The sequence below is a fragment of the Streptomyces sp. V1I1 genome, from assembly GCF_030817355.1.
GTDB lineage: Bacteria > Actinomycetota > Actinomycetes > Streptomycetales > Streptomycetaceae > Streptomyces.
In genome coordinates this window covers 3595809-3615301 of sequence record NZ_JAUSZH010000001.1, presented here as the reverse complement: position 1 = coordinate 3615301, position 19493 = coordinate 3595809, and the positions used below count along the sequence as shown (strand labels likewise).

20 protein-coding genes are annotated in these 19493 nt (G+C 69.8%); 11 read left to right on the top strand and 9 right to left on the bottom strand.

Going from position 1 to position 19493, the window contains the following annotated elements:
• Positions 1-91: 91 nt before the first annotated feature.
• The 3 genes from QFZ67_RS16890 (at position 92) to QFZ67_RS16880 (ending at position 2534) form a co-directional block, all read left to right on the top strand.
• The gene (locus tag QFZ67_RS16890; protein WP_307661917.1) at positions 92-733 is read left to right on the top strand and encodes a PadR family transcriptional regulator; all 642 of its coding nucleotides are present in this window, start codon (positions 92-94) and stop codon (positions 731-733) included.
• A gap of 95 nt (positions 734-828) precedes the next feature.
• On the top strand, positions 829-1758 hold the full coding sequence (locus tag QFZ67_RS16885) for an ATP-binding cassette domain-containing protein (RefSeq protein WP_307661916.1): 930 nt from the start codon (positions 829-831) through the stop codon (positions 1756-1758).
• Positions 1755-2534 (top strand): ABC transporter permease, encoded by a 780-nt coding sequence (locus QFZ67_RS16880; RefSeq protein ID WP_307661915.1) that lies wholly within the window; start codon positions 1755-1757, stop codon positions 2532-2534. Before QFZ67_RS16885 ends, QFZ67_RS16880 begins: the two co-directional genes overlap by 4 nt.
• 19 nt (positions 2535-2553) lie before the next feature.
• Here QFZ67_RS16880 and QFZ67_RS16875 read toward each other — a convergent pair whose 3' ends face one another.
• Positions 2554-3981 carry a glutamate decarboxylase gene (locus QFZ67_RS16875; RefSeq protein ID WP_307661914.1) on the bottom strand — a complete coding sequence of 476 codons (1428 nt, stop codon included), beginning with the start codon at positions 3979-3981 and terminating at the stop codon, positions 2554-2556.
• 126 nt (positions 3982-4107) lie between these two features.
• Between QFZ67_RS16875 and QFZ67_RS16870 the strand changes: the two genes are divergently transcribed.
• Positions 4108-4866, top strand: a complete 759-nt coding sequence (locus QFZ67_RS16870; RefSeq protein ID WP_307661913.1) for a MerR family transcriptional regulator — start codon at positions 4108-4110, stop codon at positions 4864-4866.
• 133 nt (positions 4867-4999) lie between these two features.
• On the opposite strand, the gene QFZ67_RS16865 is transcribed toward QFZ67_RS16870, so the two are convergent.
• On the bottom strand, positions 5000-5365 hold the full coding sequence (locus QFZ67_RS16865) for a YbjQ family protein (RefSeq protein ID WP_307661912.1): 366 nt from the start codon (positions 5363-5365) through the stop codon (positions 5000-5002).
• A gap of 207 nt (positions 5366-5572) precedes the next feature.
• On the opposite strand from QFZ67_RS16865, the gene QFZ67_RS16860 reads away from it, so the two are divergent.
• Positions 5573-6268, top strand: a complete 696-nt coding sequence (locus QFZ67_RS16860) for a DedA family protein (protein WP_307661911.1) — start codon at positions 5573-5575, stop codon at positions 6266-6268.
• A gap of 94 nt (positions 6269-6362) precedes the next feature.
• Here the strand turns inward: QFZ67_RS16860 and QFZ67_RS16855 are convergent, their stop codons facing one another.
• Both QFZ67_RS16855 and QFZ67_RS16850 read right to left on the bottom strand, forming a co-directional pair.
• Positions 6363-8012: a threonine/serine exporter family protein gene (locus QFZ67_RS16855; RefSeq protein WP_307661910.1), complete on the bottom strand. Its 1650-nt coding sequence runs from the start codon at positions 8010-8012 to the stop codon at positions 6363-6365.
• A gap of 156 nt (positions 8013-8168) precedes the next feature.
• The gene (locus QFZ67_RS16850) at positions 8169-8663 is read right to left on the bottom strand and encodes an inorganic diphosphatase (protein WP_108151010.1); all 495 of its coding nucleotides are present in this window, start codon (positions 8661-8663) and stop codon (positions 8169-8171) included.
• Between the two features lie 56 nt (positions 8664-8719).
• On the opposite strand from QFZ67_RS16850, the gene dacB reads away from it, so the two are divergent.
• The 6 genes from dacB to folE all read left to right on the top strand — a co-directional run bounded on the left by dacB (position 8720) and on the right by folE (position 16172).
• Positions 8720-10180 carry a D-alanyl-D-alanine carboxypeptidase/D-alanyl-D-alanine-endopeptidase gene (gene dacB / locus QFZ67_RS16845; RefSeq protein WP_307661909.1) on the top strand — a complete coding sequence of 487 codons (1461 nt, stop codon included), beginning with the start codon at positions 8720-8722 and terminating at the stop codon, positions 10178-10180.
• Positions 10181-10247: 67 nt separating this feature from the next.
• Entirely contained in the window at positions 10248-11378 is a 1131-nt protein-coding gene (locus QFZ67_RS16840; RefSeq protein ID WP_307661908.1) for a zinc-dependent metalloprotease, read from the top strand.
• Between the two features lie 188 nt (positions 11379-11566).
• The gene (gene tilS, locus QFZ67_RS16835; RefSeq protein ID WP_307661907.1) at positions 11567-12682 is read left to right on the top strand and encodes a tRNA lysidine(34) synthetase TilS; all 1116 of its coding nucleotides are present in this window, start codon (positions 11567-11569) and stop codon (positions 12680-12682) included.
• A gap of 39 nt (positions 12683-12721) precedes the next feature.
• Positions 12722-13261 carry a hypoxanthine phosphoribosyltransferase gene (gene hpt / locus QFZ67_RS16830; protein WP_307665870.1) on the top strand — a complete coding sequence of 180 codons (540 nt, stop codon included), beginning with the start codon at positions 12722-12724 and terminating at the stop codon, positions 13259-13261.
• Positions 13262-13422: 161 nt separating this feature from the next.
• Positions 13423-15444, top strand: a complete 2022-nt coding sequence (ftsH, locus tag QFZ67_RS16825; RefSeq protein WP_307661906.1) for an ATP-dependent zinc metalloprotease FtsH — start codon at positions 13423-13425, stop codon at positions 15442-15444.
• 122 nt (positions 15445-15566) lie between these two features.
• On the top strand, positions 15567-16172 hold the full coding sequence (gene folE, locus QFZ67_RS16820; protein WP_307661905.1) for a GTP cyclohydrolase I FolE: 606 nt from the start codon (positions 15567-15569) through the stop codon (positions 16170-16172).
• Positions 16173-16270: 98 nt separating this feature from the next.
• On the opposite strand, the gene QFZ67_RS16815 is transcribed toward folE, so the two are convergent.
• From QFZ67_RS16815 to folP, 5 genes are all read right to left on the bottom strand, one after another.
• Positions 16271-16753: a DUF3180 domain-containing protein gene (locus QFZ67_RS16815; protein WP_307661904.1), complete on the bottom strand. Its 483-nt coding sequence runs from the start codon at positions 16751-16753 to the stop codon at positions 16271-16273.
• A 47-nt stretch (positions 16754-16800) separates the two neighbouring features.
• On the bottom strand, positions 16801-17412 hold the full coding sequence (gene folK / locus QFZ67_RS16810; protein ID WP_307661903.1) for a 2-amino-4-hydroxy-6-hydroxymethyldihydropteridine diphosphokinase: 612 nt from the start codon (positions 17410-17412) through the stop codon (positions 16801-16803).
• Positions 17409-17768 (bottom strand): dihydroneopterin aldolase, encoded by a 360-nt coding sequence (gene folB / locus QFZ67_RS16805; protein ID WP_307661902.1) that lies wholly within the window; start codon positions 17766-17768, stop codon positions 17409-17411. The genes folK and folB overlap by 4 nt, the downstream gene beginning before the upstream one ends.
• 193 nt (positions 17769-17961) lie before the next feature.
• Positions 17962-18408, bottom strand: coding sequence for a nuclear transport factor 2 family protein (locus QFZ67_RS16800; RefSeq protein WP_307661901.1), 447 nt, complete (start codon positions 18406-18408; stop codon positions 17962-17964).
• Positions 18405-19262, bottom strand: a complete 858-nt coding sequence (folP, locus tag QFZ67_RS16795; protein WP_307661900.1) for a dihydropteroate synthase — start codon at positions 19260-19262, stop codon at positions 18405-18407. Before folP ends, QFZ67_RS16800 begins: the two co-directional genes overlap by 4 nt.
• Between the last annotated feature and the right edge of the window lie 231 nt (positions 19263-19493).

Sequence of the window (19493 nt, the reverse complement as noted above, 5' to 3'; positions counted from 1 at the left end):
CGGGCCGGCAGGCGCCCTCTCGCCGGCTGATCCGTCTGCCTCCGTGTTTCTCCGCGTACCCTAGTCAAAGTTGAATAGGAAGGGTACGCGGATGTCAGCGATCCGGCTGCTGGTCCTTGGAGCCGTACGCCAGCACGGGCGGGCGCACGGCTACCAGGTCCGCAACGATCTGGAGTACTGGGGCGCCCACGAGTGGTCCAACGCCAAGCCCGGCTCGATCTACCACGCGCTGAAGCAGATGGCGAAGCAAGGTCTGCTACACGCCCATGAGATCGCGCCGTCGACGGCCGGCGGCCCGCCGCGCACCGAGTACGAGATCACCGAGAAGGGCACCGAGGAGTTCTTCAGACTGCTCCGGGAGTCCCTGACGGTCTACGACCAGAAGCTGGATGTCCTCTCGGCCGCGATCGGCTTCATCGTCGAACTGAAGCGGGACGAGGCCGTGGCGCTGCTGAAGGGGCGGGTGCGCGGCCTGGAGGAGTGGCGGGCCGCGGTGACGGAGTACTACACCCCCGAGGAAGGTCCCCAGTCGCTCGGGCACATCGGCGAGATCATGAATCTGTGGGTCGGCTCGGCGGACTCCGGGGCCGAGTGGACGCGGGGCCTGATCCGGCGGATCGAGGAGGGGGCGTACACCTTCTCGGGGGAGGGTGATCCCTTCGTGGGGGTGCTCGCCGAGGGCGAGGAGAACCCATATGCCACGGGTGTGCCGCATGAGGGAGATCAGAGCTAATCAAGTTTGACCAATCGCGGATTCGGGGATACTTTGCGGCAGTAGTCAAGTTTGACTACTAGCTTTGCGGGTGCTTGAGGTGCTGGAGGAGACGCATGACGGACGCGATCGTCGTCGAGGGCGCGCGGAAGCGGTACGGGGAGAAACGGGCCCTGGACGGACTGGATCTGGCGGTGGCCCGCGGCACGGTGCACGGGGTGCTCGGGCCCAACGGCGCGGGCAAGACCACCGTCGTACGCATCATGGCGACGCTGCTGCGGCACGACGAGGGCGTGGTGCGGGTGGCAGGCCATGACGTAAGGACCGAGGCGGTCGAAGTGCGGCGGCGGATCGGGCTGCTCGGGCAGCACGCGGCGGTCGACGAGGAGCTCGGCGGCCGGCAGAACCTGGAGATGTTCGGGCGGCTGTACCACCTGGGCGCCCGGCGGGCGGGCGCACGGGCGGACGAGCTCCTGGAGCGGTTCGGGCTCGCGGACGTGGGCCGAAAGGCGGTCAAGCAGTACAGCGGCGGGATGCGCAGGCGGCTCGACCTGGCGGCGTCGCTGATCACCGAGCCGGAGGTGCTGTTCCTGGACGAGCCGACGACCGGGCTCGACCCGCGCGGGCGGGCCGAGGTGTGGAGCGCGGTGCGCTCACTGGTCGGCGGGGGCACGACCGTACTGCTGACCACGCAGTATCTGGAGGAGGCCGATCAGCTGGCCGACCGGATCTCGGTGATCGACGCCGGGCGGGTGATCGCGGACGGCACGGCGGACCAGCTGAAGGCGAAGCTCGGCGGCGACCGGATCGACATCGTCCTGCATGACGCGGGACAACTGGCGTGCGCTGCCTCGCTGTTGGCGGGCGAGGCAACCGTGGATGAGGACCGGAGACTGGTCAGCGCACCGGTGAACGACCGGATGGCGGCTCTGACCGAGGCCGTGCGCGCCCTGGAGGCGGCCGGTATCGAGGCGGAGGACATAGCCGTCCGACGCCCCACGCTCGACGAGGTGTTCCTGCACCTCACTCAGGAGGTGTCCGCATGACCGTATGGGCTCTCACCGACTCCTGGACCATGACCCGGCGCGAACTCGCCCACTGGGCGCGGCAGCCGGTGCAGGTCGTCGTCGGCCTGGTCTTCCCGGTGATGCTGCTGCTGATGTTCGGCTATCTGGTCGGCGGTGGACGGGGCGTCGAAGGGGCGTACGTCGGCTTCCTGGTCCCCGGCATGCTCGCGCTGACCATGGCGTTCGGCCTGGATTCGACGATGCTGGCCGTCACCCAGGACCTGGGCAAGGGGGTCATCGACCGGTTCCGCTCCATGCCGATGGCGAGCTCCGCGGTGCTGGTCGGGCGGAGCGTGGCGGACATGCTCCAGTCGGCGCTCAGCCTGCTCGTGATGATCGGCGTGGGGTACGCGATCGGCTGGCGCTGGCACGGCGGGTTCGGGTCGTTCCTGGGAGCGGTGGGGCTGCTGCTCCTGCTGCGGTTCGCGATGCTGTGGATCGGGATCCATCTGGCGATGGTCGCGGGCAAGCCGGAGATGGTGCAGGCCGTGCAGATCCTGGTGTGGCCGATCGGCTTCCTCTCCAACGCCTTCGCGACGCCGGAGTCGATGCCGGGCTGGCTGGGCGCGGCCGTCGAGTGGAACCCGATGTCGGCGACGGCCACGGCGGTACGGGACCTGTCCGGCATCCCGGGCGTGGCTGAAGGCTCCTGGGCGGCGGAGCACGCCCAGCTGATGGCGGCGGTGTGGCCGGTGGCGCTGGTGGCGGTGTTCTTCCCGCTGGCGGTGCGGCGGTTCCGGCGGCTCAGCCACTGAGCGCGGGGCGGGGCGGCCGTCAGTGGTGGAAGGCGGTCGCCGCCGCCGTGTCCTTGCTCAACGGGTAGGGCTGGCGGCGCAGTTCGGGCAGCAGCCGGTTCAGATCATCCATCAGCAGCTCCGCGAGATCGGAGGAGAAGCCGTTGCGGCAGACCACGCGGAGTACGGAGAGATCCTCCCGGTTGGCCGGGAAGGTGTACGCGGGCACCAGCCAGCCGTGCTCGCGCAGCCGCCGCGAGACGTCGAAGACGTCGAAGTTCTGCACGCCTGGCGCGGTGGTGACGGCGAACACGGGCAACTCGTCGCCGCGGGTGAGGAGTTGGAAGTCGCCCAGGGCCTCGAACCGGCCGGCGAGCCCGCGGGCGACGTCCCGCGCAGTCTGCTGGACGGCCTGGTAGCCCTCCCGGCCCAGTCGCAGAAAGGTGTAGTACTGCGCGACGACCTGGGCGCCCGGGCGCGAGAAGTTCAGGGCGAAGGTGGGCATGTCGCCGCCCAGATAGTTGACCCGGAAGACCAGTTCATCGGGCAGTTCGGCGCCCGAGCGCCACAGCGCCCAGCCGACGCCGGGATAGACCAGGCCGTATTTGTGCCCGGAGGTGTTGATCGAGGAGACCCGCGGCAGCCGGAAGTCCCAGACGAGGTCCTCGTCGATGAAGGGCGCGACCATCGCGCCGGACGCCCCGTCGACATGGACGGGGATGTCCAGGCCGGTGCGCTCCTGTAGGGCGTCCAGGGCGGCGCAGACCTCGGCGACCGGTTCGTAGGACCCGTCGAAGGTCGAGCCGAGCACGGCCACTACGCCGATGGTGTTCTCGTCGCAGAGGTCGGCCGCAGCCTGCGGATCGAGATGGAAGCGGTCGCCCTCCATGGGCACAAGCCGCGCCTCGACTTCCCAGAACGTACAGAACTTGTCCCAGCAGACCTGGACGTTGACGCCCATCACGATGTTCGGGCGGGCGGTCGCGGGATAGCGGTCGGCGTTGCGCTTCGCCCAGCGGCGCTTGAGCGCCAGACCGGCGAGCATGCAGGCCTCGCTGGAGCCGGTGGTCGAGCAGCCGACCGCGGCGGCCGGGTCCGGGGCGTTCCAGAGGTCGGCGAGCATGGCCACACAGCGCCGCTCCAACTCGGCGGTGCGCGGGTATTCGTCCTTGTCGATCATGTTCTTGTCCTGGCACTCCGACATCAGCACCCCAGCCTGTGGCTCCATCCAGGTGGTGACGAAGGTGGCGAGGTTGAGCCGGGAGTTGCCGTCGAGCATCAGCTCGTCATGGACCAGGCGGTACGCCGTCGAGGGCGGCAGCGGGCCGTCGGGGAGCCGGTGGGTGGGCGGGGCCGAGGTCATTCCGCTGACCGGGTCGGCCGCGCCGTAGAAAGGGTTGAGGGCGAGCATGCGCGCTTCCTGCTCCTTCTCGGGGGCACCGCTGCCCGCGCCCTGGTGGAGTGGCATCGTCCTCACCGCCTTTCTTGCTCCCGGCTGTAAGCGTTCAGGTCTCAGGCTCATACGGGCTTGCACCTCACGCAACGTGAGGCAGCAGTCTGAGACGCGCAACGAGAAACGAAGGAGCGGAAAGCGATGAGCTACTTGGTGGGACAGGTCGCCTCATTTGCCGGAGTGACGGTGCGCACGCTGCACCACTACGACGAGATCGGACTGCTCTCGCCGAGCGGCCGCAGCCACGCGGGCCACCGGCGTTACGGCGACGCCGACCTCGACCGGCTGCAGCAGATCCTGTTCTACCGGGAGCTCGGCTTTCCGCTCGACGAGGTCGCGGCACTTCTCGACGACCCGGACGCGGACCCGCAGGAGCACCTGCGCAGGCAGCACGAGCTGCTGACGGTCCGGATCGAGAAGCTGCAGAAGATGGCCGAGGCCGTCGAACACGCCATGGAGGCACGGAAGATGGGGATCAACCTCACGCCCGAGGAGAAGTTCGAGGTTTTCGGGGAGTACGACCCGGACCGGTTCGACGAGGAGTCGCGCCGGCGCTGGGGCGACACGGAGCCGTACCGGGACTCACAGCGCCGGGTCGCCACCTACACCAAGGACGACTGGCTGCGGATCAAGGCCGAGGGCGCCGGGAACACCAGCGCCTTCGTCGCCCTCATGGACGCAGGAGTGGCCCCGGACTCGGAGTCGGCGATGGACCTGGCCGAGCAGCACCGGCAGCAGATCAGCCGGAACTTCTACGACTGCACGTACGAGATCCACACCGGGCTCGCCGAGATGTACGTCGCGGACGAGCGCTTCAGCTCCACGTTCGAGCAGATCAAGCCCGGCCTGGCGGGCTATCTGCGTGACGCGATCCTCGCGAACGCGGTGCGGGGCAGCTGATCGCGTCCTGCGGCGGCAGCGGCGGGTCCGGTCCGGGGCGCGGGCCTCAGGGCGCCGGGGCGGGTGCGGTGCGGGCCTGCGGGCGCTGGGTCCGGGCCGGACTGGCGCGGCCCCGGCCCGGACTCCGTCCGGCTCAGCTCCGGGCCACGACCACCGCCGTGCCGTACGCGCAGACCTCCGTGCCCACGTCCGCCGCCTCCGACACGTCGAAGCGGAACATCAGCACGGCGTTGGCCCCGCGCGAGCGTGCCTGCTCGACCAGGCGCTCCATCGCCTGGTTGCGGGTCTCGACCAGGGTCTTGGTCAGCCCCTTCAGCTCGCCGCCGATCATCGACTTGAGGCCCGCGCCGATCTGGCTGCCCAGATGCCGTGAGCGCACGGTGAGCCCGAAGACCTCTCCGATGACCTCCTGCACCTGAAATCCGGCCACGTCGTTCGTGGTGACGACCAGTACGTCGGACTGCGGGCCCTGACCGCCGCCGTAATCCTCGATGCCCATCTGCGTCCACCTTCCGTACGGCTCCCATAAAGCTCTCTGAGGCTTGTGACGCACAGCTTTGTCCCAGTCCGAGCACAGTGCATCCTGGGCGGGCCGATGGAACGTGGAACGGCTGCGATGCGTTGATAGCTTTGGTCTGCCGACCGCGCCGAATATCGACGGCCGAATCGACGATCGACCGACTATCGACTCAGGAGCCCGGACCTCGTGACTACCCTTGCGCTCGGACCGAGCTGGCTGGACCCGGACTATCTGATCTCGACCTTCGGTCTGATCGGGGTCCTGGTCATCGTCTTCGCCGAATCCGGCCTGCTCATCGGCTTCTTCCTGCCGGGTGACTCGCTGCTGTTCACCACCGGGCTGCTGGTGACCACCGGAGCGCTGGACGAGCTCCCGCTGTGGGCGGTGTGCGCCCTGATCGTCCTCGCCGCCGTCATCGGCGACCAAGTCGGCTATCTCTTCGGCCGCAAGGTCGGCCCGTCGCTCTTCAAGCGCCCCGACTCCAGGCTCTTCAAGCAGGAGAACGTCGAGAAGGCGCACGAGTTCTTCGAGAAGTACGGCCCCAAGTCGCTGGTGCTCGCCCGCTTCGTGCCCATCGTGCGTACGTTCACGCCGATCATCGCCGGTGTGAGCCGGATGAACTACCGCTCGTTCATCACCTTCAACATCATCGGCGGCACCCTGTGGGGTGCGGGCGTCACCCTGCTCGGCGCCGCGCTCGGCAAGGTCGAGTTCGTCCACAAGAACATCGAAGCGATCCTGATCCTCATCGTGCTGATCTCGGTGGTGCCGATCGCGATCGAGTTCCTGCGCGCCCGTTCCCGGGGCAAGAAGGAAGCCGCCGCAGCGGGACCGGCCGACGAGGTGCCGCCGTCCCAGCGCGGCCGCCACGCCAAGCGCTGAATCTGCAGGTCTGTACGTACGAGAACCAGAAGCTGCTGTACGTACGAGAACCAGAAGCTGCTGTAGGTACGAGAACCCGCTGTAGGTACGAGAACTAGAAGCCGCGCGTCCGCTTGGCCGCGCGGCGTTCGGCCCGCCCCTCGGCCGGCACCTGCAGGAACAGCCGGGAGATCTCGCCTCCCAGGTTCACCCCGATCGCGATGGCCAGCGCCAGGGCGGCGGCCTTGGACAGTGAGGCGAGCCCCGCGTTCAGGTCGTTCCTGGCGATCTCCAGCAGTCCGAAGTACGTCGCGCTACCGGGCAGCAGTGGCCCGATGGCAGCGGTGACGTACGGCAGCGCGGAGGCGAAACGATAGCGCGAGAGCAGCTGCCCGAATAGGCCCACCAGACCGGCCGCCGCAGCCGTGGCCGCGACCGGCGGGATCTCGGCGGTGTCCGCGAGCGCGCCGTACACCACCCAGGCCACCCCGCCGTTGAGCGTCACCAGCAGCACGGTGTTGCGCTCCTGCTGCAGCATTACGGCGAAGCACAGTGACAGCGCCATCGCCGCCAGCGTCTGCACGACCGGCCGCTCGACGCTGTGGATGGCCGTCTCCGGGTTGAGGCTCGCGCCCAGCGCGAGGCCCAGATAGAGCACGCTCAGTACGCCGATGACGATGCCGACGACGAGATAGCCGACTTCCAGCAGTCGGGCGGCAGCGGTGATGTAGAAGCCGGTCAGACCGTCCTGTACGCCGGCGACCAGGGCCCGCCCCGGGATCAGCGCGAACAGCCCACCGGTGATCACCGCGGAGGCGCGTACATCCAGCGGCGACAGTGTCAGCGCGACGCCCATCGCCGCCGACGGCATGGCCGCCGCGACGAACTGGTAGAACTCCGGCAGCCCGCGACCCGCGCACAGCCAGGCCAGCCGGTCGCCGAGCATCGCGCTGATCGCCGCCGCCACGAACACCAGCACCCCGCCGCCGACCAGCACGGACGCCGCGCCCGCAAGCAGGCCGCCGGCCGCGGTGAGCGCCCAGCCGGGGTAGGGGTGGCGGTTGCGGCGGATCTCGGCGAGACGCCGGTAGGCCTCCTCCAGCGAGACGTCGACGTCCTCGGAGCTGATGTCGTGGACGAGGCGGTAGACGGCGGCCAGCCGGGTGTAGTCGGTGCCCCGGCGCCGTACGGTCCGGTTCGCCGTCACCGGGTCGTCGACCAGCGACGGCTGGTAGGTGATCGACAGCAGGGTGAAGGTGACGGTCGGCTCGCAGCGGTCGAGGCCGTACGAAACCGTGATGGCGAACATGGCCGCCTCGACGTCCTCCGCGCCCTCGCCGCCCGCGAGCAGCAGCTCGCCGATACGCAGCGTCAGGTCCAGCACACGCGGCACCGCGGGACCGGCCTCGTCCTGCCGCTGCGCGTGCTCCGGCACCGGCCGCTCGCCGACCGGGATGCGCAGCATCGCCCGCATCCGGTCCTGCCAGGGCGCGTGCTTGGTCAGCCGGATCACCGGCATGCCGTGCGCGGGGGTGAAGGCCGGCGGCGACTTCTTGGCGCTGTAAGTGCTGGGCGGTGCGAAGGCGGAACCCTCCTGCTCGGCGGGCACTTCGGGGGCGAGCCCTGCCGGAACCGCGAACTCCGAGGACGGATGGTCCTCCTCGGGTGCCTCCGGCTGTCCCACCCCAGCCGGTGGGGTGAAGGCGCTGTGCGCCTCGTCGGACTGAGGCTTCCGGTCTTCCGGACCCTCCGGCTCCGCCACCACGTGCTGCCCTCGCTCCCGATCGTGTCGCCGTGTCAGCCCAGTATGGGCACGCCCACGCGATCACACGCACCCCGGTCGTCGGCCACCGGTCCAGGACGCAGGACGGGCGGCGCACCCCGTGGGGTTCGCCGCCCGTACGAGAAGCTCAGCGCGAGGTCAGTGCGCGCCGCCCTGCGCCTCCAGGCGCTTGTAGGACGCCTCGATCTCCGCCTCCGCCTCGGTGCGGCCGACCCAGTTCGCGCCCTCGACCGACTTGCCGGGCTCCAGGTCCTTGTAGACCTCGAAGAAGTGCTGGATCTCCAGGCGGTCGAACTCCGACACGTGGTGGATGTCCCGCAGGTGCTCCACACGCGGGTCGGAGGCAGGCACGCAGAGCAGCTTGTCGTCGCCGCCCGCCTCGTCCGTCATCCGGAACATGCCGATCGCGCGGCACTTGATGAGGCAGCCGGGGAACGTCGGCTCGTCAAGGATGACCAGCGCGTCCAGCGGGTCGCCGTCCTCGCCGAGGGTGTTCTCGACGAAGCCGTAGTCGGCCGGGTAGCTGGTCGAGGTGAAGAGTCGACGGTCCAGGCGGATCCGACCGGTCTCGTGGTCCACCTCGTACTTGTTCCGCGAACCCTTCGGGATCTCGATGGTGACGTCGAACTCCACGGGTGGCTCCTCCATGATCAACACATACGTCTGGTGATTAAGTGTCCCTCACGCAGATGTGTGATCGCGAAAGGGGTTGGTGCGAGGTGCCAGAGGTCAGGACGTGGCAGCTCGCCGCAGGCGCCGCCGTGGCCGGCCTCGCCCTCGCCGGCGGGGCTGTGGCCGCGGCCGGTCCATGGGACTCCGGCCAGCGTAAGGCCGAGAGGGACTGGGCCGCTGCCCGGAGCATCCCGGGTGGCGCACATCACGAGACCCCCAGGCCGAAGCGCCCGGCGCCCGCGCCCAGTGCGCCCGGCGTGCTCGCCGCCCTGGGCGCCCCCACGACCACGGCGCCGGCCCCGCGGACGACCCCCGCCGACCTCGCCAGGGTGCTCGCCCCGCTGCTCGGCGATCCCGGCCTCGGCACGGTCCGCACGGCCTCTGTCATCGATGTCGCGACCGGCAGGCAGCTGTACGGAAAGGGGGCCGCGGACCCGATGACCCCGGCCTCCACCATCAAGATCGCCACGTCGGCTGCGGCCCTGTCGGTGCTCGGTCCGGACCACCGCATCCCCACCACGGTCGTCGCGTCCGAGGACGCGAAGGAGCTCACGCTGGTCGGCGGCGGCGACGCGACCCTCGACACCGCGAGCCTGCGCACCCTCGCCGACCGTACGGCGCGTGCCCTGCGCGAGCGCGGGGTGAGAACGGTTCGCCTGACGTACGACACCTCGCTCTACAAGGGCCCCGGGATGCACCCCATAGGCCCCAACATGAACATCGCCCCGGTCAGCGCGCTGATGGTCGGCGAAGGGCGGCTCGGGGTCACCTCCCAGGCCTCGGGCTCTGGGGGAGAGGGACCCACCGGCGCCGCGCACCGCAGCGGCGACCCGGCGGGCGATGCCGCCCGCGCCTTCGGGCGGCTGCTGGCCGAGCGGGGCATCGACAGCTCAGCGACGCCCGCCGCCGGCCGGCCCGCGGCCGGAGCCAAGCCCGTCGCCAAGGTGCTCTCCGCACCCCTCTCGGCCCTGGTCGAGAGGACCCTGACGCACAGTGACAACGACATCGCCGAGGCCCTCGCCCGCCAGACCGCCCTGGCGACCGGCGAGGAGGCGAGCTTCGCGGGCGCAGAGCGCGCCGTCACGAAGCAACTGACCCGGCTGAAGCTCCCGTTGACAGGTGCACGCTTCGCCGACGGCAGCGGACTCAGCCGCCAGGACAAACTCTCCGCCGGCCTGCTGACCGCGCTGCTGGCCCGCGCCGCCGACCCGGCCCACCCCGAGCTGCGCCCGGTCCTCACCGGCCTGCCGGTCGCGGGCTTCAGCGGGACCCTTCAGACCCGCTACAACGAGACCTCACCGGGTACCGGACTGGTGCGCGCCAAGACCGGCACGCTGACCGGTGTGAACACCCTTGCCGGCACGGTCGTCGCCCCGGACGGCCGTCTCCTCGCCTTCGCTTTCCTGGCCGGGAACACCCCGTCCAGGGACGACGCACAGCCCGCCCTGGACCGGCTGGCCACCGCGCTGGCATCGTGACGTTCCCGGCGAACCGGCCGGTTCCAACGACTCACCGACGGACGAGCCGACAACGTACGGTTGACGCATGACGAGCATCGGTGGTGCCGAGATGGTCGACTGGAACCTCGCTGTGGCGACCGCGACCCGCTTCGTGCGGCCCGGGCCCGACGTGAGCAGGGACGAGGCGCGCGCCGTCGTCGCCGAGCTGCGACGGCATGCCAAGGCGTCCGAGGAACATGTGCGGGGCTTCACCCGGATGATCCCGGAAGGCCATGAACCACTGGACACCCCTGTCCTGGTAGTGGACCGGGCCGGGTGGGTCAGGGCGAACGTCGCCGGCTTCCGTGAGCTGCTCAAGCCGCTGCTGGACAAGATGCAGGAGCGCCGCCCGGGCGGCGCCGGCGGCGCGGTGCTCGGCGCGGTCGGCGGCAAGGTCACCGGCGTGGAGCTGGGGATGCTGCTGTCGTTCCTGGCCTCGCGGGTCCTCGGGCAGTACGAGACCTTCGCCCCGCCCACCCGTGAGCTGCCCGCCGGAGAGAAGGGCGGCGGACGGCTGCTGCTCGTCGCCCCGAACATCGTGCACGTGGAGCGCGAACTCGAAGTCGACCCGCACGACTTCAGGCTCTGGGTCTGCCTCCATGAGGAGACACACCGCACCCAGTTCACGGGCGTGCCGTGGCTGCGTGACCACCTTGAGGGGGAGATCCAGTCATTTCTCGGCGAGACCGACGTCGATCCGATGACAGTCCTGGAGCGCTTCAGGGAGGCCGCCCAGTCGCTGTCCGGCGCGCGCCCCGAGGGTGAGGAGGACGAGAGCGGCCGCTCCATCGTCGAGTTGGTGCAGACTCCCGCCCAGCGCGAGATCCTCAGTCGGCTGACCGCCGTCATGTCGTTGCTCGAGGGCCACGCGGACTACGTGATGGACGGTGTCGGGCCCGATGTCGTGGCCTCCGTCGCCGAGATCCGGGAGAAGTTCCAGCAGCGCAGGGCGCGTGGCGCGAGCCGTCTCGACCAGGCGCTGCGCAAGCTGCTCGGGCTCGACGCCAAGCTGCGTCAGTACCGCGACGGTGAGCGTTTCGTGCGCTCCGTCGTGGAGGAGGTCGGTATGGATGGATTCAATCGGGTCTGGACGTCCCCGAACACCCTGCCCACCAAGGCGGAGATCGCCAAACCGGCGGACTGGGTCGCGAGGGTGCACCGTAAAGCAGAGTCGTGAGCGGGCGGCGGTCGACGGCAGAAGAACGCCCCCGTAATCACCCATCCGAGGGACCGTAGGCAATGGGTAGGCGTGCAATGCTCGGGTATCGGCTCGGTTCTGTCACCATCGACGCACTCTGAGTGACTGATCCTCTGCTCCCCACTCCGACCGAGGCACCCCCCAACCTTTCACGAAGGGCACCGGACATGGGTCCCCATCCTGCGGTCGCGGCGATACGCCTGGCGGTCCGCCGCGTACTCCACGACGTACTCACCGAACACTCCCAACGCGTCGCGCGCTCCGTGAGCCACGCGACCTCTGCGTACCCCGTCTACTCCGCGTCCCCCTCGTGCTCGGCGTCCTCCGCGTCCTCCGCGACGAAGACCGCGAGCCCCACCTCCGCAGGCGAGCAGCCGCTCGTCCTCGTGGCGTGCTCCGGCGGCGCCGACTCCATGGCGCTCGCCTCCGCCCTCGCCTTCGAAGCCCGCAAACTCTCCGTCCGGGCCGGCGGCATCACCGTCGACCACGGCCTCCAGGACGGCTCCGACCTCCGCGCCGCCGAGGTCGCCGCCCGGCTCACCGCGATGCAGCTCGACCCCGTCGAAGCCATCTCGGTACGGGTCGGCCGGGACGGCGGACCGGAGGCCGCGGCCCGTGACGCCCGCTACGCCGCCCTCGACGATGCCGCGGAGCGCTACGGCGCCGCCGCCGTGCTGCTCGGCCACACCCGCGACGACCAAGCTGAAACCGTCCTGCTGGGCCTCGCCCGCGGCTCCGGCATCCGCTCGCTGTCCGGCATGGCGGCCATCTCGGGAGCCGCCGGCCGTTACCGCCGCCCCTTCCTCCAGCTCGACCGGCAGACCGCCCGCAAGGCCTGCATGGTCCAGTCGCTGCCCGTCTGGGACGACCCGCACAACGCCGACCCGGCCTACACCCGCTCCCGGTTGCGTCACGAAGGCCTGCCCGCCCTGGAGAAGGCGCTCGGCAAAGGCGTCGTCGAGGCCCTGGCCCGTACCGCGCAGCTCTCCCGCGACGATGCCGACGCCCTGGACACCTGGGCCGCCGATGCGGACGCCGCCGTACGGGACGACGCGGGTCAGCTTCAGTGCGCGAAGCTGTACGCGCTGCCGCCCGCCGTGCGCCGACGAGTGCTGCGCCGGGCCGTCATCGATGCCGGCGCGCCCGCCGGTTCACTCTTCGCCCGGCACGTCGAGGAGGTCGACCGCCTGATCACGAGCTGGCGCGGCCAGGGAGCCATCAATCTGCCCGGCCGCGTCGAGGCGCGACGGCAGGGTGGCAGACTGGTCATTCGGCAAGGCTGACGCAGCACGACGAAAGTGGCCCGGGTGAACGAGAAGGACATGGGCACCGACCTCCAGTCGGTGCTCATCACCAAGGAAGAGATCGACGCGAAGCTGGGCGAGCTGGCCGCGAAGATCGACGCAGAGTACGCGGGCAAGGACCTGCTCATCGTCGGTGTCCTCAAGGGTGCCGTGATGGTGATGGCGGATCTGGCGCGTGCGCTGTCCACCCCCGTCACCATGGACTGGATGGCGGTGTCGTCCTACGGCGCGGGCACCCAGTCATCGGGCGTGGTCCGGATCCTCAAGGACCTGGACACCGACATCAAGGGCAAGCACGTCCTGATCGTCGAGGACATCATCGACTCCGGCCTCACGCTCTCATGGCTGCTGTCGAACCTCGGCTCGCGCGAGCCGGCCTCTCTCGAGGTCTGCACCCTGCTGCGTAAGCCGGATGCCGCGAAGGTCGCGATCGATGTGAAGTGGATCGGCTTCGACATTCCCAATGAGTTCGTCATCGGGTATGGCCTGGATTACGCCGAGAAGTACCGCAATCTGCCGTTCGTCGGCACGCTCGCACCGCACGTATACGGCGGCTGAAGCCCCCGCAGAGGCACGGGAACCCTGGCTCCCTTCCCGCCGTTGGAGCAAGGGAAGGCGGTCGCGGGTGACAATGCTGGGGTACCGTCCGAAGAACAGTCTTTTCTCACAGCAGCATTTACCTACGGGCAGGAGGGACGGGGCGAATTCGCTCCGTATGGATGGACGTGAAGCGATACTTCCGTGGGCCGGTCATGTGGATCGTGCTGGCCGTCCTCGCCGTGGTCGTGTTGATGCAGGTCGTCGGCTCGTCCGGCGGCTACAAGACGGTGGACACCGGCGAGGTCGTCCAGGCGATCGACAAGAACCAGGTCGACCAGGTCAAGCTGACCACAGGCGACGAACAGATCATCAAGGTTGATCTGAAGGGCGACCAGAAGGTCAAGGGCAGCGACAAGATCCAGGCGAGCTACATCGGCACCCAGGGTGCCGATCTGGCCGAGAAGCTGCAGACGAAGTACGAGGCCGGCGACATCGAGAAGGGGTACACCGTCTCGCCGTCGAAGCAGAGCCCGTTCCTCTCGGTGCTGCTCTCGCTGCTGCCCTTCGTTCTGATCGTCGTGGTCTTCCTCTTCCTGATGAATCAGATGCAGGGCGGCGGCTCCCGAGTCATGAACTTCGGGAAGTCCAAGGCCAAGCTGATCACCAAGGACACTCCGAAGACGACCTTCTCCGATGTGGCGGGGGCCGACGAGGCGGTCGAGGAGCTCCACGAGATCAAGGAGTTCCTGCAGGAGCCGGCCAAGTTCCAGGCGGTCGGCGCCAAGATCCCGAAGGGTGTGCTGCTGTACGGCCCGCCCGGCACGGGCAAGACGCTGCTCGCGCGCGCCGTCGCGGGCGAGGCGGGCGTCCCGTTCTACTCGATCTCCGGTTCCGACTTCGTCGAGATGTTCGTCGGCGTCGGCGCCTCCCGAGTGCGCGACCTCTTCGAGCAGGCCAAGGCGAACGCCCCGGCGATCGTCTTCGTCGACGAGATCGACGCCGTCGGCCGGCACCGCGGTGCGGGTCTCGGCGGCGGCCACGACGAGCGTGAGCAGACGCTGAACCAGCTGCTCGTCGAGATGGACGGCTTCGACGTGAAGGGCGGCGTCATCCTGATCGCCGCCACCAACCGGCCGGACATCCTCGACCCGGCGCTGCTGCGCCCGGGCCGGTTCGACCGGCAGATCGCCGTCGACCGCCCGGACATGATGGGCCGTCTCGAGATCCTCAAGGTCCACCAGAAGGGCAAGCCGGTCGCCCCGGACGTAGACCTGGGCGCTGTCGCCCGGCGTACGCCCGGCTTCACCGGCGCGGACCTGTCGAACGTGCTGAACGAAGCGGCGCTCCTGACGGCGCGCAGCGACAAGAAGCTGATCGACAACCACTCCCTGGACGAGGCGATCGACCGCGTCGTGGCGGGCCCGCAGAAGCGGACCCGGATCATGTCGGACAAGGAAAAGAAGATCACCGCGTACCACGAGGGCGGTCACGCCCTGGTCGCCGCGGCTTCGCCGAACTCCGACCCGGTCCACAAGATCACGATCCTGTCCCGTGGGCGGGCGCTCGGCTACACCATGGTCCTGCCGGACGAGGACAGGTACTCCACCACTCGCAATGAAATGCTCGACCAGCTGGCGTACATGCTGGGCGGGCGCGCGGCGGAGGAGCTCGTCTTCCACGATCCGACCACCGGTGCGGCCAACGACATCGAGAAGGCCACGGCCACGGCCCGCTCGATGGTCACGCAGTACGGCATGACCGAGCGGCTCGGCGCGATCAAGTTCGGCGCCGACAACACCGAGCCGTTCGTGGGCCGTGAGATGGGTCACCAGCGGGACTACTCCGAAGAGGTCGCGGCGCTGGTCGACGAAGAGGTCAAGAAGCTCATCGAGACCGCGCACAACGAGGCCTGGGAGATCCTCGTCGAGAACCGCGACGTTCTCGACAACCTGGTCCTCCAGCTGCTGGAGAAGGAGACCCTCGGCAAGGAGCAGATCGCCGAGATCTTCGCGCCCATCGTGAAGCGCCCGGCCCGCCCGGCGTGGACCGGCTCCTCGCGGCGCACGCCGTCGACGCGGCCGCCGGTGCTCTCGCCGAAGGAGCTGGCGCTGACCAACGGCGCCGTCGGGTCCAACGGCGCGGTGCCTACGGACGCCGCCCCGGCGATCGAGGCGGTCCCGGAGGAGCGTCCGGAGAGCTGACCCGTCCGGCGCTGTGGCCACACAGGGCCCGGAATGGATGCCGCGTCCCCCAGGTGTTTTAGCCTGGGGGACGCGGCATTCCCGTATGCCCGCACGTTAGAGGTAACAGGAACGAGGCACAGATGACCGACCCGGTGACGCTGGACGGCGAGGGCACGATCGGCGAGTTCGACGAGAAGCGGGCCGAGAACGCTGTACGCGAGCTCCTCATCGCGGTCGGGGAGGACCCAGACCGCGAGGGCCTGCGGGAGACGCCGACGCGTGTGGCGCGCGCGTACAGGGAGATATTCGCGGGGCTGTGGCAGCAGCCGAAGGACGTCCTGACGACGACGTTCGACCTCGGTCACGACGAGATGGTCCTGGTGAAGGACATCGAGGTCATGAGCTCCTGCGAGCATCACCTGGTGCCGTTCCACGGGGTTGCGCATGTCGGGTACATCCCGTCGGTGGACGGGAAGATCACCGGTCTGTCGAAGCTGGCCCGCCTCGTGGACGTCTTCGCGCGGCGGCCGCAGGTGCAGGAGCGGCTGACCACGCAGATAGCGGACTCGCTGATGGAGATCCTGGAGCCGCGCGGCGTGATTGTGGTCGTCGAGTGCGAGCACATGTGCATGACGATGCGGGGTGTGCGGAAGCCGGGGGCGAAGACGATTACTTCGGCGGTGCGGGGGCAGTTGCGGGATCCGGCGACGCGCAATGAGGCGATGAGCCTGATCATGGCCCGCTGAGCCGCCGCCCCTTCGGGGCTGCCTCGATGTCCGGTTCGCTGGGGGGCATGCCCCGGTCCCTGGGCGGAGGGGTACGCGGGGTGCGGGCGCGCGGTCCGTTACGCGCGGGCCGCGCTCTCGCCCTCGTCGTCGTCCTCCGGGAGTTTGCAGACCCGCTCCAGGAAGAACGCCGCCGCGATCACGCCGATCCCCGCCAGCACCGAGAAGCCCGCATAGATCGCCTGGTCCCGGCGGGCCGGGATGTCCAGAGAGCTCAGTAGGTACACGCCCGTGCCGCCGTACATGCCCGACACCAGCGCCGCCACCAGCGCGCTCGCCTGGCCGAAGACCACCGCGCGCGCCGCCATCAGCGGCTCAACGCCCTTCGCGCCCGGGCGTCGTTCGCGCTGGGCCCGCAGGCGGGCGCGGAGCGAGAGCGCGGTCGCGGTGAGGATGACGGCGATCACCACCAGCACGATCGGCGCGGCCAGCGGCACGCTCGGCAGGGTGCCGAACGCCTCCCACAGGCGGGCGCCGCCCCAGGACAGCACCCCGGCCGCGGCGAAGAGACCGGCCAGTACACCGAGCCGTAGTTGCTTCACCGAGAGTGCCGCCCTTCACCTGTCCGCCGTACGCAAGAGCCTAACGACTAGTCGGGCAGACGGAGTTCCAGGTCGGCGCGGGGAACCACGGCCTCCCGCCCGACGCCGGCCAGCAGCTGCGCCACCGGACCGTAACCCGGAATCTGCGCCTCCGGCTCGACGTCGTGCCACGGGGCGAGCACGAAGGCACGCTGGTGCGCGCGCGGGTGGGGCAGCGTGAGCGACGGGTCGTCGGAGACCACGTCGGCGTACGCCACGATGTCGACGTCGATGGTGCGCGGACCCCAGCGCTCCTCGCGGACCCGGTCGAAGGCCTCTTCGATGGCCTGGCCACGCTCCAGCAGGGAGGACGGCGGAAGTGTGGTCTTGATCACAACGACTGCGTTGAAGTACGAGGGCTGGCTGCCGGGCTCGACGCCCCACGGCTCCGTCTCGTACACCGGAGACACGGCCTTGACCCGCAGCCCGGGCGTGTCCTCGAGCGCGTCGATCGCGCCCTGGAGGGTCTCCAGGCGGTTGCCGAGGTTGGAGCCGAGGGCGATCACAGCCCGTTTCGGATTGGACAGGGTGACGTCCGCCGCGTCGACCTGCTCCACCACGGAGGCGGGCACCGGCTGCACGGTCGGGTCGCTCTGCGTCCCGTTGGAAAACACGGTCATACTCGGCTCCGGGTGATCGTGATGGTCACGTCGTCGAAAGGCACCGTGATCGGTGCGTCCGGCTTGTGCACGACCACTTCGACCTCTTCGACGCCGTCGTGCTTGAGGCACTGCTGGGCGATCCGCTCCGCCAGCGTCTCGATCAGGTCGACGGGCTCGCCCTCGACGACCGCCACGACCTCCTCCGCCACAATGCCGTAGTGCACGGTCTTCGCCAGGTCGTCGTCGGCCGCCGCGGGGCGGGTGTCGAGGCCGAGCACCAGGTCCACGATGAAGGTCTGGCCCTCCTCACGCTCCCGGGGGAAAACGCCATGGTGCCCGCGGGCCTTGAGGCCGCGCAGCGCGACACGATCCACGCGAATCACTCCTGCTGTCGTTGGTCTTGCGGGCACGCGGCCGCGTGCGGTCGGCCCGTGTCCACCATCGAATCTACCTGCGAGCACTGACAGCGCTCGCCCACGGGTGCTGTGGACGAAGGCCCCCGCGAGGCTGGAAGCCGCCCCTACCCGGAGGCCCGGAATTCCAACCTCCATAGGGCCACTTACCCACTTACGAGGGGGTCTCGTCGTCCTCTTCCTCGTCGCTTTCCGCCAGTACGGGTGATCCGTGATGTGACCAGATCTTCCATCCGTCGGATGTGCGACGGAACACATTGGTGGCGACGACGAGCTGACCGACGAGGGGGCCGAGTTCGCCGCTCTCCTCGGCGGGGCCGCCGCTGAGGATGTTCTCCGTACAGGTCACCAGGGCGGTGTCGCCGGCGAGGCTCACCTTGACGTCGGTGAGGAAGAACTGGATGTACTCGGTGTTCGCCATGATCAGGGCGTACGAGCGGAGCACTTCGCCGCGGCCGGAGAGCACGGGCCAGCCGGGGTGGATGCACGAGATGCCCTCGTCCAGCCAGAGGCCGGAGAGCTCTTCGAAGTCACCGCGCTCCATCGTCTCGTAGAACGTGGTGTTTGCCGCTTCGACCAGCTCTACCTCGGTACGGCTCACCGGGCGGCCTCGACGGCCCGGGCGACGCGGACGGCGTCGGCCGTGGCGCGTACTTCGTGGACCCGGACGGCCCAGGCGCCCTCGTGCGCCGCGATGGCGGAGACCGCGGCGGTGGCGGCGTCCCGCTCCCTGGCGGGCGGCGGGGCGCCCTCCTTGGCCAGTACGTGGCCGAGGAACCGCTTGCGGGAGGCGGCGACGAGCACGGGGCGGCCGAAGGCCCGGAGCTCGGCGAGGTGGGCGAGGAGGGCGAGGTCGTGCTCGGCCTGCTTGGCGAAGCCGAGGCCGGGGTCGATGACGAGGCGCTCGGGGGCGATGCCGCCGGCGATGACGGCGTCCATGCGGTGGCGCAGCTCGGCGACCACTTCGGTGACGACGTCGGTGTAGACGGCGCGGCTGTTCATGTCGTGGCTGAAGCCGCGCCAGTGCATGACGACGAAGGGGACGCCGGTGGCGGCGACGGCGGGGACCATGCGGGGGTCGGCGAGGCCGCCGCTGACGTCGTTGACGAGGACGGCGCCGGCGGCGACGGCCTTTTCGGCAACGGAGGCGCGCATGGTGTCTACGGAGACGGTGACGCCCTCGGCGGCGAGGCCGCGTACGACGGGGATCACGCGCCGCAGTTCCTCGTCCTCGTCGACGCGGCTGGCGCCGGGCCTGGTGGACTCGCCGCCGACGTCGACGAGATCGGCGCCTTCGGTGACGAGGTCGAGGCCGCGCTTGACGGCGGCGGTGGTGTCGAACCAGCGGCCGCCGTCGGAGAAGGAATCGGGCGTCACATTGACGACCCCCATGACCGCACAGCGATCCCACTGCGGCAGCCCGCTGGCTGTGCCTCGTCCGCGCAACGTACTCATACGCCCAGCCTAGGCCCGCGAGCGGGGCCACCAGTCACGCCGGTGGGCTCGGGCGGGGTTTGCTCCCCACCCGCCCGCCCTCGAGATGCGGGGGTACGGGGTACCCCCACGCCGCCGCCGGGCGCGGCAGCTTCGCCCCGCCCGGCGGAGGCCCCGGGGGGCGGGAAGCCCGTCAGGCCGGACCGCCCCGCAGCCGGCAGTCGGGCGTGGCCGACTGTGCCGCGGCCAGCA